This window comes from Providencia sp. JUb39 (assembly GCF_012272845.1).
GTDB lineage: Bacteria > Pseudomonadota > Gammaproteobacteria > Enterobacterales > Enterobacteriaceae > Providencia > Providencia lanzhouensis.
Genome location: NZ_JAAWXD020000001.1, coordinates 460,535 through 475,568, shown reverse-complemented (window position 1 = coordinate 475,568; position 15,034 = coordinate 460,535). Strand labels below are relative to the sequence as shown.

Here is a 15,034-nt window from a genome sequence, read left to right as displayed (position 1 = left end):
AATAACCCTCATTATTGAGGGCTTAGACCATTCTCAAACCTAGAGGGTTTGAGAATGGCTCTTTTGGATTGTAAAATTAATTAGAAAAATCAATTTATTGATTTTCGCCTGATAACACAAAGAGGGAAAAACCACGCTTTTATCCCTCTTTGTCTGCAATCTTAGCCCTCATTAGTGAGGGCTATTTTTATTCAATTGACCACTAACGAGTCAATGGTGCTGGAATCGGTAACGCTGGTGCAGGCCCGCCCTCTTGAGGCTCTGCGACTGCTGGAGATTCTGGTGCCGGCTCCACAACCGCAGGTAATTTAGGCCATAACACTTGCGTGAATTTCTGGCGAATTTGCTCTGCATCCATGGTCTGTTTTTCTTTCGGCTGTGCTAAGACAATCGCCGCTTCTTGAGACAGTAAACGACGCGCTTCCATGTTTACTTGTTCAAGATTTTGAGTTCCTAAGAACGCTTGTCTGAGTAATTGATACTGCTCAGGTGCGATATCCACGACGCCATTTTGTTGTGAAATCAAACGCTGGCTAATTAACACATCGGTACTGGTACGAGCATATGCCGCAAACAGTTGTGATAATTGAACTTGCTTCTCTTTCATCATGTCATTGAACAGCTCTGGGTCAATACCATTTTGTTTGATTGCCGCCAGCTCATTCAACGCCACGTCTGCCACTGCAGCCATTTTTTCTGGTGGTGCAGAAATCGCTAGCGTACAGCTCGCTTTTTGATACTGAACACGACAATCTAAGCCCGGTGTCACACCCTCTTCAGCAAACTTTTGTTTAAAGGACTTCTGTAATGAGCGGTAAATGGCTTCGCGAGCGAGGTCACTTCCCCAATAACGCAGCAACACGTTGGAATCTTTGATTGGCAACCAATCAATATCCCAAATTAGCGAGAGTGTATCTTGCGTTGATTTGTCTTGAAGGATATCAATTGCCTGAGGCTTCACTGACGATAAAACAGCAACTGAAACAGGCTCAGAACGCTTACCTTCTAACGATGAAAACGCTTGAGTGATACTGTCAGATAACATGCGAGAATCCACATGCCCCGCGACATATAATGTCATGACATCAGGTGTGTACCATTTTTGATAGAACGAATTCACGCTGGCTAAATCGACTTTACCGTTTGGCTTCTGCCCTGGATCATAACCTAGCATCGCCGACCCATTGAGACGAGCACGCCAAACAGGGTCGTTGGCATTGACTGGTAAGGTAGCCACTGGGATATTGGGAACAGTTAAGCCACTCTGTAATGAATTCTCAGTATATTGCGCCCCAGCGACAGACGTTGCCAACCAACTTAATGCTTGTTTTACCAAATCAGGGCGGTTATTAGGCAGACTTAAACTATAAATTGTGTAGTCGTAAGAAACGACGGCTGGAGGTAACGGCATATCAGGGTCGGTTGCCTGACGCCAAAAATTTTGCAATGTAGCAGCAGGAAAAGCTTCAGATTGATGGAATAGCGCCATTCGAGGGATCAGATAACTGTACCCTTTTTCACTGGCTTTTTCAGATAACGAACCTGTTTTAATGGCTAACCGAAGTTGGATTCGATCATTTGGACGCTGTGGTGTTTGTAATAACTGCCAATTAAAGCCATTCTCGAGCTTTCCTTGCTGCCATGCTGGATCGGGTTGTAAAGGTTCAGCACTAGCAAAACCAGTGACTGATAAAAGTACCACGCCGATGATATATCGCACTTTCAAACCCTGCATGTAGACCCCTATGTTCTTTATATCCTTGTATTTAACCGTAAACAGCAACAGAAAAATTAACGAAAAACGCTAATTGACTCGGTTAAGCGATATAGTTTGGCTTCATCAAAAATTTGATTATCACTATACCCGAAAAATACATCGCTGCATGTTATTGAGATAATTGGGCGGCACTCAATACGCTAAGTCGCTAAGTTGATCACTAAAATGCATGTTAAACATCACCATTTATTTGCCGATATTTCGCATTTTGGATACGACAGATAGTGAGTAAGTCGCCCGAATCTTGCTGCTAACAATATGATAGGTATGTGTAATGATATTAGACCACAAACCTTATAACATGTTCATGGCTTAATCTGAATTTTGTTGTTTTATTTGACGATTATAACCTTTCGCCAATAATCCTATCTCATCATCTTGATGATATTGAGAAACTTCCAAATGGTCGATGTGTTGATTTGCTTGCAACTCGCCCGCAATTTTACGCAATGGGCGCACAATCATGCGGCTCACACACCACGTCATCGCAATGGAGATAATCAGCGCTAGCAGCAAATACGTTGTCGTTAACAACGCAAAGGTGTTGAGTGCAAAACGGTAAACCCGGTTAGAATCCACTTGTAACGTCAAATAACCTTGAGGTTTCGCTTGTGGCGCTACCGTACCATAGGCATACAATGGAACAGTCATCTCAACCGGAATACCAATAAGCGGTAAAGACCATTCTGGGATCGGTTTCGGCGTGGCAAAGCTTAAATTCATTACCGTCGCATTATCCACCGTAACAATGGCTTTTCCCATAATCCCCGAGGTTTTCAGGCTCACAAGTAGCCTTTTGGCTTCGTTTAAATCAGAGCTAAGTAGTGAATCCGTCAATGGTTTTTGGACTTGAACTACGGCATTGCTCAGTTGATTTAAATAATCTTGTTTGCGCTGTTCTAAGAGGTAAGTAAATTGAATGGACAAAAAAAGTGCAAGAAAAAGCAACGTAATCACAAAGAATACGACCATGCTCTTAAACGTGAGTGAACGTTGGACACGAGTGTTCATTTCCCACAACCTTCCTAATCAAGCTGCTTTTTAAAGAAAAAAATCGGACAAACAGTATACTTGATTTTCTGTATAAAGGTGCAGCTTTAAAAAAGAAAGATCACTTATTTAAGATAAGCTCCAAATTAACCGCTAAAGTGAGTAGATACAGCATAAAGAAACGGCAGAAAGTCTGCTTTTCTGCCGTCTAAAGTAATTAATTTGCGACTATTACCTGCTTTTCGTCTTCATCAACGGCAAAACAAGCGACTAACTGCTCACGGTAATTTTTCAATGCTGGCTGAGATTGCGTGCAAGGACCAAAAGCGCGTCGACAACGTGCTGCAAACGCACACCCCGGAGGCGGATTCATGGGGCTCGGTAATTCTCCCGTTAATTTGATTCGCTCACGGCGTTGGTCAGGGTTCAAACGTGGCGTCGCAGAAAGTAGCGCTTGAGTGTATGGATGCTGAGGATTATTAAAAATCTGCTCTTTAGTCCCCTTTTCCACACAACGCCCCAAATACATCACCATCACTTCATCCGCGATATGCTCTACCACCGATAAATCGTGAGAGATGAACACATAGGAAAGCCCCAATTCTTGCTGTAAATCCATCATCAGGTTCAATACCTGAGCACGTACGGACACATCCAACGCCGATACTGGCTCATCCGCCACAACCACATCAGGGTCTAACATCAACCCACGAGCGATAGCGATACGTTGACGCTGCCCACCAGAAAACATGTGTGGATAACGGCTATAGTGCTCCGTTTTCAAACCCACTTTTGCCATCATGGATAACACTTTTTCTTTACGCTGCTCTTTCGATAGCGAGGTGTTAATCAATAAAGGCTCTTCCAAAATTTGCCCGACTTTTTTACGCGGGTTCAGCGAACCATATGGGTTTTGGAAGACAATTTGGATTTTTTGGCGACGTAGTTTCTCTGCTGCTTTATCAGCAATCAGTAAGTTTTGGTCACGATAATACAGCTCACCGTCCGATGGTTGCTCAATCATCGTTAATAAGCGCCCAAGTGTGGATTTTCCACAACCTGACTCCCCAACCACCGCCAATGTTTTCCCTTTTTCTAACTCAAAAGAGACACCATCAAGCGCTTTGAGTGTTTTCTCCTTCGAGAAGACCCCGCCTTTCACGGAATAGTATTTTTTCAAGTCCACCGCTTTTAATAACGGCATTCCTTTAGCTTGTTGCTCACTCATAGCGTTGGTCTCCCCATATCATCCAGTGGCATGTGACATTTCACCTGACGGTCACCAATGGTTTGTAACGCAGGCTCCTCTTGGCGACAACGATCCGTTGCATACGGGCAACGCGGGTTGAGTAAGCATCCTTCAGGGCGGTCATATTTACCGGGTACAACACCCGGCAAAGAAGCTAAACGCGATTTGTTGCTAGCAAACTCAGGCAATGCGCGCAGCAATGCTTGGGTATAGGGGTGTCTCGGATGTTTAAAAATATCCTTCGCTTTCGCAGACTCGACCACTTGCCCTGCATACATCACGATAATATGGTGTGCGGCTTCCGACACTAACGCTAAGTCATGGGTAATCAGTACTAGCGCCATATTTTCTTGTTGTTGTAATTCCAACAATAATTCAATGATTTGTGCTTGAATGGTCACATCAAGCGCCGTAGTGGGTTCATCGGCGATCAACAACTTTGGACGACAAGCAATCGCCATCGCAATCATAATTCGCTGACTCATCCCGCCAGATAACTGGTGAGGATATACATCAAGGCGTGACTGCGGATCAGGAATTCCCACCATGTTTAGCAGGTCAATGGCCCGCTGTTTACGGGTGCTTCTATTGCCCCCTTGGTGTACTTTTAACGCTTCCATGATCTGATAACCGACCGTAAAGCATGGGTTCAAACTGGTCATCGGATCTTGGAAAATCATTGCCACATCTGCGCCGACAATTTGGCGACGCTCTTTTTCAGGAATCGACAATAAATCGCGTCCATCAAACTGCAATGATTTCGCCATCACTTTGCCGGGGTAATCAATTAACCCCATAATCGCCAGTGAACTAACTGATTTACCGGAACCTGATTCGCCTACGATCCCCACCACTTGCCCTTTCTCAACTTGGTAGCTGATGCGGTCAACGGCGCGAAACGGTGTCCCTTCGTCACCAAAGTGAACGGAGAGTTCTTCTACATTTAACAATGCCATTAGATTACCTCATCACTGCTTGAGTTTTGGATCAAAGGCGTCACGTAAACCATCACCCATCAGGTTAAACGCTAATACCGTTAATAAAATTGCTAATCCTGGGAACGTTACGACCCACCATGCGCTTTGTGCAAACTGCAACACATCAGACAACATAGTTCCCCATTCTGGTGTTGGTGGCTGTGCCCCCATTCCCAGAAAACCCAGTGCAGCCATATCTAAGATGGCGTTCGAGAAGCCTAAAGATGCCTGTACAATCAATGGTGCCAGACAGTTAGGTAAAATATTGACGAACATTTGACGCAACGCCCCTGCTCCCGCCACTCTCGAGGCAGTCACATAGTCACGATTCACTTCCACGAGAACCGCGGCTCGCGTCAAACGAATATAGTGCGGTAATGCCACAAAGGTTAACGCTATCGAGGCATTGACAATCGAAGGTCCGAAAATTGCCACCAAGACCAATGCGAGTAATAAACTTGGCAGAGCCAACATAATGTCGACGACACGCATAATCAGCGCATCCACTACGCCGCCAAAATAGCCCGCAATCACCCCAATAGTGACCCCCATAATTAGGGATAACACCACCACGAGACAGCCCACTAATAACGAAAGCCTTGCTCCGTACATTAGGCGAGATAATAAATCGCGCCCGACATCATCCGTACCAAGAATAAACTCCCATGAGCCACCCTCTTCCCAGACTGGCGGCGTCAGTAACGCCTGACGGAATTGCTCATCAGGAGCATGAGGCGCTAATACACCCGCAAGGATAGCAATTAATACCATCAAGATGATGTAGAACATACCAACAACAGCGCCTTTGTTGCGCTTAAAGTAATGCCAGAATTCTTGTAAGGGTGTCATCGGCTTCGGGGCGCTGACAGCTTTCGACTCAGTTGTTTGAGACATGTTTGCGCTCCTTATTTCTTATGACGAATACGTGGGTTAACAATGCCATACAGCACATCAACCACTAAGTTAACGAAGATAATCAACGTTGCGACAAGTAAGACGCCACCTTGAACCACTGGGTAATCTCGACGTTGTAATCCTTCAATTAACCAACGACCTAATCCCGGCCATGAAAAAATAGTTTCTGTCAAAATTGCACCGGCGAGCATCACACCGACCTGCAAACCAATGACCGTGACAACCGGCAGTAATGCGTTACGCAGGGCGTGAATTAAAATCACGCGAGCACGGCTAACACCTTTGGCTCTCGCCGTACGAATATAGTCTTCCCCTAATACTTCCAGCATCGCCGAGCGAGTCATACGCACAATCACAGCCAGTGGAATGGTTCCGAGTACAATGGATGGCAAAATTAAGTGCTCCACTGCATCTTTGAAGTCTCCCGCTTCTCCCCAAATTAGGGTATCAATCAGCATAAAACCCGTGAGCGGATTCGAGTCATCAAGGAAAACAGTGTCGCTTACCCTTCCCGCAACGGGAGTGAGATCCCACTGAACAGAGACCAACATGATCAACATGATCCCCCACCAGAAGATCGGCATAGAGTAGCCTGTTAATGAAACGCCGATCGCAGTGTGATCGAAAATCGAACCACGTTTAACTGCCGCTAAAACCCCGACAGGGATCCCAACAGAAACCGCAAAAATCATGGCGCAAGTGGCCAGTTCTACGGTGGCTAAAAAGCGAGGTAAAAATTCTTCCCAAACACCAATGCGGCTTTTTAAGGAGATCCCTAAATCACCGTGCATTATGCCGTTCAGGTAATGGAGATATTGTTTCCAAAGTGGCTGGTCAAGTCCTAATTCAGCCATTAAGTATGCGTGTCTTTCTGGAGATAATCCGCGTTCACCCGCCATAATCATGACTGGGTCGCCTGGGATCATGTGAACGAAAGCAAAAGTAAGTAGCGTGATACCGATAAAGGTGGGGATCACGAGCCCGAATCGTCGGAGGATAAATTGCAGCATATCCTGAGTCTCTTTAATAATGCCGTCGACGGCTCTTAGTCCGCTTGGCTGGTCAGAAAAACAACGTTTTCATCTGCTCACAAATAACTAAATTTATCTGCATCTTCTGAACGTCAGAGGAGAAAACGCCCTCCGCTGCAAAGAGGCAACGAAGGGCATTTACAGATTAAAAACAATTACTTATCAATGTCTACGTTTTCGAAGTGGTGTTTACCTAACGGATCAACCACGTAGCCTTTTACTTCTTTACGCACAGGCTCAAACACGGTGGAATGAGCGACGATCAGCGCAGGCGCTTGTTCGTTCATTATCACTTGAGCTTGTTTGTACAGTTCTACACGTTTGTTGTGATCTGATGTCATACGTGCTGGCTGGATCACGTCTTCAAAGCTTTGATTACACCATTTAGAGTAGTTAGAACCCTGTTTTTTCGCTGCGCAGCTGAATAAGGTCGCGAAAAAGTTATCAGGGTCACCGTTGTCCCCAGTCCAACCCATCATTACAGTTTGAGGCTCGCCGCTCTTAGCACGCTTCAGGTATTCACCCCATTCGTAGCTAACCACTTTCGATTTAACGCCGATTTTCGCCCAGTCAGCTTGGATCATTTCTGCCATTCGGCGTGCATTCGGGTTATATGGACGTTGAACTGGCATTGCCCACAGGTCAATTTCAAAACCTTCTGGGAAGCCCGCTTCCGCCAGCAATTTCTTGGCTTTTTCTGGGTTATATTCGGTATCTTTAATCGCGTCGTTGTAACCCCACATAGTTGGTGGAATTAAGTTTTTCGCTTTTTGACCCGCACCTTGATAAACCGCTTGGATAATGGCGTCTTTGTTCACAGCCATCGACAGCGCTTGGCGAACCTTTTGGTTATCCAGTGGTTTCTTTTCAACGTTGTAAGACAGGTAGCCTACGTTCAGACCAGGCTGCTCCATTAACGTAATTTCTTTATCTGCTCTCATGCGCTCTAAGTCAGCCGGATTAGGATACGGCATCACTTGGCACTCATTTTTCTGCAGTTTTGCATAACGTACTGACGCGTCAGGGGTGATAGAGAAAACTAAACGGTCAATTTTCGGTACTGCTCCCCAGTAATCTTTATTCGCTTTGTACAGAATACGAGAATCTTTCTGATATTGTTGCAGTTCAAAAGGCCCTGTTCCAATTGGGTTCAGGTCAACTTTCTCTGGGGTTTTCGCCTTCATCATTTGATCAGCATATTCCGCTGATAAGATTGATGCGAAGTCCATTGCCATATCCGCTAAGAATGGCGCTTCTGGACGCGTTAATGTGATACGCACTGTGTTGTCATCGACTTTTTCAACTTTGTCGATAATTTTGTCCATGTCCATTCCCATAAAGTATTCATAGCTACCACCAGAAACTTTGTGGTATGGGTGGTTTGGATCTTTTTGACGCATGAACGTATAGATCACGTCATCCGCATTTAAGTCACGGCTTGGTTTGAAATCTTTATTGGAGTGCCATTTCACACCTTTACGCAAGTGGAATGTATACACTTTACCATCGTCACTGACTTCCCAGCTTTCTGCTAAGCCCGGCTCAATTTCAGTCGTACCCAGCTTAAATTCAACCAAACGGTTATACAGAGGGATTGAACTCGCATCATAAGTTGTTCCTGAGGTGAACAACTGCGGGTTAAACCCTTCAGGTGAACCTTCAGAACAATAAACCAGTGTTTTAGCCTGTACTGAGGCAGATACCGCTAAAGCAGCTAATGTTAAGCCTACCGTCAATAAACCTGTCTTTTTCATCGAGAGCGTCATTGGTAATGCTCCTGTGGTGTATGTTGTTTTATCGAATACTGAAATCCATCTTGGATAAGACAGATGCCGTATCTGTATTTTTTGTTATTCACTGTGCAATTAATCAACTGGAATACATTTCGTCAATAGCATTATTCACTGTAACAATTTCGCTTAAATAACATTTATTGGATTATTTCGGTGCAAATATAGCCTTATATGTTACGAAAATGTTTATTTCCTAGCGGTTATAACCACAGAAACATTACTGGATAGATTTTTATAAGGACGTTAATTATTTGTATATTTGTGATTAAGTGCTGAATTACTGAGCGGAAATAGTGGGCAATACAAAAAACTGCAACATAAAACGCTAAATAGAATTCACATGAAACTATTTGTTAGCTGATTGTTTTGCATGTTTTTTATACTAAAAAGAATTATTGGCGGATTTATATATCCTCTTACCATTTTCAGGGAATCGCGGGGGAAAATACCAATCACATTATGAAAGCTAGTTTTGATTAACAGACTTGTTTTGATAGATAAGTTTGTTTTGTTCTGAGCACTGAGCTTAAAAGCAATGAAAAGCTTATTAATACGTAATGTGTATTAAATGAGCGTAATAGTGGTAACTAAAAGGCGTTGGAAAAATAAGGGAGATAGAAACGAAAAAACCCACCTCAATGAGGTGGGTTTTAGAATTTGGTCGGCGAGAGAGGATTCGAACCTCCGACCCACTGGTCCCAAACCAGTTGCGCTACCAAGCTGCGCTACTCGCCGAAAACAGTGTGAATAATACTGCCAAGAATGGGGATCGTCAACCCTATTTTTCGCTAAAACCGTTCGTATGCTGATAAAACCATCAAAATGGTATGGTTTCTTATTTTTACGTCTACTTTTGGGTAAAAAATAAGCGCTAAAAATATTTTAGCGCTTATTTTATCCCAATCACTGGGAAGGTCATATTTATTCAATTATTTTCTAAATCAAAAATAACTGACTAAAAATCAACCTATTGAAGCAGTGAAATATCTGCAACTTTTAAGAATAGCTCGCGAAGCTGGCTTAACAGTGTTAAACGGTTATTCCGCACAGCAGGATCTTCATCCATCACCATGACGTTCGCAAAGAATTCATCCACCACTTCACGTAAAGAAGCTAACTCTACGAGTGCTTCTTGGTAGTTACGTTCAGCAAACATTGGCGCAAGCTTGTCTTGCAGTACCACAACGTGAGTGGCCAATTTTACTTCTTCTGGCGTTTTCAGTACAGACGCTAACACGCTATCAGCGAGTTTCTCTTCTGACTTACTCAGAATGTTAGAAACACGTTTGTTGGCAGCTGCCAGCGCCTGTGCTTCTTCTAAAGAACGGAAATGAGTCACAGCTTTAACGCGCGCATCGAAGTCAGCTGGCTGAGTTGGGCGGCGAGCTAATACGGCTTGGATAGTGTCGATGCTGTAGCCCAGTTCTTGGTACCAAGAACGGAAGCGACCTAGCATGAACTCAACCACATCTTCCACGACATTTTTGTTAGTCAGTTTATCGCCATATAGACGTACAGCCTCTTGGGTCATTTCCACAAGATCAAGCTGATAGCCTTTTTCAACAATAATACGTAACACACCTAATGCCGCACGGCGCAGAGCGAATGGGTCTTTATCCCCTTTCGGATGCTGGCCGATACCGAAAATACCTGCAAGGGTATCCATTTTTTCAGCTAACGCTAATGCCGCAGAAACATCGGTAGATGGCAATTCATCACCCGCAAAACGCGGTTGATACTGTTCTTTTAGTGCAAGTGCAACATCTTCTGACTCACCGTCATGGCGAGCATAGTGCATCCCCATAACACCTTGAGTGTCTGTGAATTCAAAGACCATGTTGGTCATCAAGTCACATTTAGCCAGTAAGCCTGCACGGGTTGCGTGATTTACATCCGCACCAATCTTGCTCGCAATCCAACCTGCTAACGCTTCTAAGCGATCGGTTTTATCACGCAGAGTACCTAGCTGTTGCTGGAACAGAACAGTTTCTAAACGTGGTAAGTTATCTTCTAAGCGCTGCTTACGGTCAGTTTTGAAGAAGAATTCCGCATCTGCTAAACGCGGGCGAACGACTTTTTCGTTACCGGAGATAATTTGCTGAGGATCTGAAGATTCAATATTTGCCACGAAGATAAAGTTTGGCATTAACTTGCCAGCATTATCATAAACAGGGAAATATTTTTGGTCGCCTTTCATGGTGTATACCAGTGCTTCAGCAGGAACTTCTAAGAATTTCTCTTCGAATTTTGCTGTTAATACTACTGGCCATTCAACCAAAGAAGCCACTTCTTCAACTAAGCTGTCGGTTAAATCTGCTTTACCGCCCAACGCTTGAGCTGCTTTTTCTGCATCGGCAATAATTGTCGCTTTACGCTCAGTGTAATCTGCGATGACTTTACCGCGAGTGCGTAAAATTTCTGGGTATTGTTCCGCGTTATCAATTGTGAATTCAGCTTCACCCATAAAACGGTGACCACGGATAATACGGTCACTCTTAATACCAAGAATTTCGCCCTTAACAACATCGCTACCCAGCAGTAATGTCACAGTATGCACAGGACGTACAAACTGAGTCTCTTTATCTGCCCAGCGCATTAATTTAGGGATTGGTAATTTTGCTAATGAACGGCTAACCATATCAATCAATAATTCACTGACTGGCTGCCCTTTCATTTGTGCGCGATACAGTAACCATTCGCCTTTATCGGTGGTTAAGCGTTCTGCTTGGTCAACGGTGATCCCACAGCCACGAGCCCAACCTTCGGCTGCTTTTGTTGGTTTACCTTCAGCATCAAATGCTTGGGAAATTGCAGGGCCACGTTTTTCAACTTCGCGATCTGGCTGAGCCGCGGATAAGTTTTCCACTTTCAGCGCTAAACGACGAGGCGCAGCAAACCAATTCACTGCCCCATGAGCGATATCTGCACCATCTAATTCCGCAGTAAAGTTAGCGGCGAATGATTCTGCAAGAGAACGAAGAGCCTTCGGCGGTAACTCTTCTGTACCGATTTCCACTAGGAAAGTCTGTTGAGTCATGACAGCCTCTTAGTTCTTATGACACATAGGGAAACCCAGCGCTTCACGAGAAGCATAATAAGCTTCTGCCACCCCTTTCGTCAGGGTACGGATGCGTAAAATATAGCGCTGGCGTTCTGTGACTGAAATTGCCTTACGGGCATCCAGTAAGTTAAAGGTATGAGCAGCTTTTAAAATACGCTCATAAGCCGGAAGTGGCAGAGGCGTTTCTAAAGCAAGCAGATATTGAGCTTCTTTTTCATACTCTTCAAAGCATTTGAATAAGAATTCAACATTGGCATGTTCAAAGTTATACGTGGATTGCTCAACTTCGTTTTGGTGATAAATATCGCCATACGTGGTTTTACCTAGTGGGCCATCGCACCAAACCAGATCGTACACGCTATCAACGCCTTGAATATACATAGCAAGACGCTCAAGACCATAAGTGATTTCACCGGTTACAGGTTTACACTCCAAACCACCCACTTGCTGGAAGTAAGTGAACTGAGTCACTTCCATACCATTTAACCAAACTTCCCAACCCAGACCCCAAGCACCCAATGTTGGGTTTTCCCAGTTATCTTCAACGAAGCGGATATCATGGACAGTTGGGTCAATACCAAGTTCTTTTAATGAACCTAAGTACAACTCTTGGATATTGTCAGGCGAAGGCTTAATGATCACCTGAAATTGGTAATAGTGCTGTAGACGGTTCGGGTTTTCACCATAGCGACCATCAGTTGGTCGGCGAGATGGCTGAACATAAGCTGCTGCGATAGGCTCTGGACCTAAAGCGCGCAAACACGTCATTGGGTGTGAAGTACCTGCGCCGACTTCCATGTCCAGTGGTTGAACAATGGTACAGCCTTGGCGCGCCCAGTAATCCTGTAATGTCAGGATAAGACCTTGAAAGGTTTTGGTATCAAACTTTTGCATGTTAGATCCGCACGCGATACGTGAAATTTAAGAAAGTGACCAGTATACCCTTTGACCGCCAGATATACAGCAATGAATACGTCTGTAACCATTCTAAAAAGAAAAAAAATTAATTTCACCCCTTTAAAACTGTATTTTTATACAGTATAAAGATTCTATTCTTGCTCACAAGCTGAACATTATTAGAAAAAGGATGAAAATGGAAACCTCACTCACTCGCTGTCATTGGGTCAACCAAGATCCCGAATATATTGCCTATCACGATAATGAATGGGGAAAACCCACCAAGGATAATCAAGAATTATTCGAAATGATCTGCCTCGAAGGCCAGCAAGCAGGGCTCTCTTGGTACACTATTTTGAAAAAGCGCCAAGGGTACCGAGACCTATTCCATCAATTTGATCCTGAAAAGATTGCCTTGATGGATGAAAAAGATGTAGAACGCCTTATGCAAGACGCTAGAATTATTCGTAACCGATTAAAAATCAACGCGATTATTGCTAACGCCAAAGCTTATTTAGCGATGAGAAACGAAGGAATAGATTTTTCTACTTTCATTTGGAACTTTGTGAACCACCAATCTATTGTGAATAAATGGACGGAATCTGCCCAAGTCCCTGCGGAAACAGAACTTTCTAAAAGCTTGTCTAACGCACTGAAAAAACATGGCTTCAAATTTGTAGGTTCTGTTACTTGCTACGCCTTTATGCAAGCCACTGGGATGGTCAATGACCACCTTGTAAATTGTTGCCAGTATCGATAAATCAAAATTTATCGATGGAAACTGAATATATAACAACACAAATAAACTAAGCTTGATCAATAAGCTAACCCAAAAAACTAATTTATTACCTATGTTTGACATTTTATATGAAAAATAACTGTAATTAAGCTATTGAACTCTAGGTGGGGGCGCGGTATGTTGGAAATTCCATTAACAACCTAATAAACAAATGTGAATAAATACAATGAATTTCTCTAAATTTGGTAATAAATTTGCTAAGAATTCAGGCATTTCAGAATTAATGAAAGACTTGAATGAAGGTCTCAGAACTCCCGGCGCTATTATGCTTGGTGGTGGGAACCCTGCTCATATTCCTGAGATGGATAAATATTTCCAAGACCTCCTCGCTGAAATGTGTGCCAATGGGCAATTGACCGATACCTTGTGTAACTATGATGGTCCTCAAGGCAAAGATGCCATGTTGAAAGCGCTAGCAGCAACTTTAAAAGCGAAACTAGGCTGGAATATCAGCGCGAAAAATATTGCGCTAACAAACGGCAGCCAAAGTGCGTTTTTCTATCTATTTAACCTACTTGCTGGTCGCTTTGAAGATGGTATCTCTCGTAAAGTGCTTTTCCCAATTGCCCCTGAATATGTGGGTTATGCAGACTCTGGACTTGATGATGATCTCTTTGTGGCAAATAAGCCGCAAATTGAATTTTTGCCTGATGGTCAGTTTAAATATCACGTTGATTTCAACACCCTTGAAATTACTGAAGATATTGGTGTGATTTGCGTATCTCGCCCAACGAATCCAACAGGGAACGTGATCACCGATGAGGAAGTTCTGCATCTTGACCAATTAGCTAAGCAACACAATATTCCATTATTGATTGATAATGCGTATGGAGTTCCCTTCCCCGGCATTATCTTTAGCGAAGCCACACCATTTTGGAATGAAAATGTCATTCTCTGCATGAGCTTGTCAAAACTCGGTTTACCGGGAACTCGCTGCGGTATTATTATTGGTAGCGAAGAGTTGATTGATGCCATCAGTAATATGAATGGCATTATTAGTCTTGCTCCGGGTGGTATCGGTCCAAGCATCGCACTTGAAATGCTACAGCGTGACGATTTATTTGAATTATCTCAAAATGTTATAGGACCATTCTATAAACAGCGCGTTGAAGAAGTCATTAAGATCATTCGCCGCTATATCCCTGAAGATAAATGCCTTATTCATAAACCTGAGGGCGCCATTTTCTTGTGGTTGTGGTTTAAAGACCTGCCAATTAGTTGTTTAGAACTTTATCGCCGCTTAAAAGTACGTGGTGTATTGATGGTTCCGGGACATTACTTTTTCCCAGGACTTGAAGAAGATTGGCAACATGCCCATGAATGTATGCGAATGAACTATGTTCCTGAGCCAGAAAAGATTGAGCAAGGGATTCAAATCCTTGCTCAAGAATTAGAAAAAGCCTATCAAGAATCTGAACGCTAAATCTAGCTATAGGGTTAAAAAAAGCCCTTTCCATTGAGGAAAGGGCCAAAATTAGCGAGAACTCCATAATTGAAATCGAATATATTTGTACATGACAAATCTTATTCGCGGTTATTAAACCA

General features: G+C 43.5%; 11 protein-coding genes and 1 tRNA gene. 2 read left to right on the top strand and 10 right to left on the bottom strand.

Annotated features, from left to right (window positions below; genetic code table 11):
* Window positions 1-202: 202 nt before the first annotated feature.
* The 10 genes from HFU86_RS02100 to glyQ form a co-directional block, all read right to left on the bottom strand.
* Window positions 203-1,735, bottom strand: coding sequence for a M16 family metallopeptidase (locus tag HFU86_RS02100; protein ID WP_108478737.1), 1,533 nt, complete (start codon window positions 1,733-1,735; stop codon window positions 203-205).
* A 354-nt stretch (window positions 1,736-2,089) separates the two neighbouring features.
* Window positions 2,090-2,788, bottom strand: a complete 699-nt coding sequence (locus tag HFU86_RS02095) for a HAMP domain-containing protein (protein ID WP_132496929.1) — start codon at window positions 2,786-2,788, stop codon at window positions 2,090-2,092.
* Between the two features lie 196 nt (window positions 2,789-2,984).
* Window positions 2,985-3,995, bottom strand: coding sequence for a dipeptide ABC transporter ATP-binding subunit DppF (gene dppF, locus HFU86_RS02090; RefSeq protein ID WP_036948621.1), 1,011 nt, complete (start codon window positions 3,993-3,995; stop codon window positions 2,985-2,987).
* The gene (gene dppD, locus HFU86_RS02085; protein ID WP_036948618.1) at window positions 3,992-4,972 is read right to left on the bottom strand and encodes a dipeptide ABC transporter ATP-binding protein; all 981 of its coding nucleotides are present in this window, start codon (window positions 4,970-4,972) and stop codon (window positions 3,992-3,994) included. Before dppD ends, dppF begins: the two co-directional genes overlap by 4 nt.
* 12 nt (window positions 4,973-4,984) lie before the next feature.
* On the bottom strand, window positions 4,985-5,887 hold the full coding sequence (gene dppC / locus HFU86_RS02080; protein ID WP_036948615.1) for a dipeptide ABC transporter permease DppC: 903 nt from the start codon (window positions 5,885-5,887) through the stop codon (window positions 4,985-4,987).
* Window positions 5,888-5,898: 11 nt separating this feature from the next.
* Window positions 5,899-6,918, bottom strand: a complete 1,020-nt coding sequence (dppB, locus tag HFU86_RS02075) for a dipeptide ABC transporter permease DppB (protein WP_036948611.1) — start codon at window positions 6,916-6,918, stop codon at window positions 5,899-5,901.
* 176 nt (window positions 6,919-7,094) lie between these two features.
* Window positions 7,095-8,705: a dipeptide ABC transporter periplasmic-binding protein DppA gene (gene dppA, locus HFU86_RS02070; RefSeq protein WP_132496926.1), complete on the bottom strand. Its 1,611-nt coding sequence runs from the start codon at window positions 8,703-8,705 to the stop codon at window positions 7,095-7,097.
* Between the two features lie 685 nt (window positions 8,706-9,390).
* A tRNA-Pro gene (locus tag HFU86_RS02065) sits at window positions 9,391-9,467 on the bottom strand.
* Window positions 9,468-9,699: 232 nt separating this feature from the next.
* A complete protein-coding gene (gene glyS / locus HFU86_RS02060; protein ID WP_132496925.1) occupies window positions 9,700-11,769 on the bottom strand; it encodes a glycine--tRNA ligase subunit beta in 2,070 nt (689 codons plus the stop codon).
* Window positions 11,770-11,778: 9 nt separating this feature from the next.
* Window positions 11,779-12,687: a glycine--tRNA ligase subunit alpha gene (gene glyQ, locus HFU86_RS02055; RefSeq protein ID WP_006659589.1), complete on the bottom strand. Its 909-nt coding sequence runs from the start codon at window positions 12,685-12,687 to the stop codon at window positions 11,779-11,781.
* 199 nt (window positions 12,688-12,886) lie between these two features.
* Here glyQ and HFU86_RS02050 point away from each other — a divergent pair, with 199 nt between their 5' ends.
* Window positions 12,887-13,450, top strand: a complete 564-nt coding sequence (locus tag HFU86_RS02050; RefSeq protein ID WP_187128630.1) for a DNA-3-methyladenine glycosylase I — start codon at window positions 12,887-12,889, stop codon at window positions 13,448-13,450.
* Between the two features lie 205 nt (window positions 13,451-13,655).
* A complete protein-coding gene (locus HFU86_RS02045) occupies window positions 13,656-14,912 on the top strand; it encodes a valine--pyruvate transaminase (RefSeq protein WP_187128629.1) in 1,257 nt (418 codons plus the stop codon).
* Window positions 14,913-15,034: the final 122 nt, after the last annotated feature.

Excerpts from the sequence above, each read along its gene's own strand:
- HFU86_RS02100 (WP_108478737.1), bottom strand. The coding sequence starts at position 1,735 with ATGCAGGGTTTGAAAGTGCGATATATCATCGGCGTGGTACTTTTATCA.
- HFU86_RS02095 (WP_132496929.1), bottom strand. The coding sequence starts at position 2,788 with ATGAACACTCGTGTCCAACGTTCACTCACGTTTAAGAGCATGGTCGTA.
- dppF (WP_036948621.1), bottom strand. The coding sequence starts at position 3,995 with ATGAGTGAGCAACAAGCTAAAGGAATGCCGTTATTAAAAGCGGTGGAC.
- dppD (WP_036948618.1), bottom strand. The coding sequence starts at position 4,972 with ATGGCATTGTTAAATGTAGAAGAACTCTCCGTTCACTTTGGTGACGAA.
- dppC (WP_036948615.1), bottom strand. The coding sequence starts at position 5,887 with ATGTCTCAAACAACTGAGTCGAAAGCTGTCAGCGCCCCGAAGCCGATG.
- dppB (WP_036948611.1), bottom strand. The coding sequence starts at position 6,918 with ATGCTGCAATTTATCCTCCGACGATTCGGGCTCGTGATCCCCACCTTT.
- dppA (WP_132496926.1), bottom strand. The coding sequence starts at position 8,705 with ATGACGCTCTCGATGAAAAAGACAGGTTTATTGACGGTAGGCTTAACA.
- glyS (WP_132496925.1), bottom strand. The coding sequence starts at position 11,769 with ATGACTCAACAGACTTTCCTAGTGGAAATCGGTACAGAAGAGTTACCG.
- glyQ (WP_006659589.1), bottom strand. The coding sequence starts at position 12,687 with ATGCAAAAGTTTGATACCAAAACCTTTCAAGGTCTTATCCTGACATTA.
- HFU86_RS02050 (WP_187128630.1), top strand. The coding sequence starts at position 12,887 with ATGGAAACCTCACTCACTCGCTGTCATTGGGTCAACCAAGATCCCGAA.
- HFU86_RS02045 (WP_187128629.1), top strand. The coding sequence starts at position 13,656 with ATGAATTTCTCTAAATTTGGTAATAAATTTGCTAAGAATTCAGGCATT.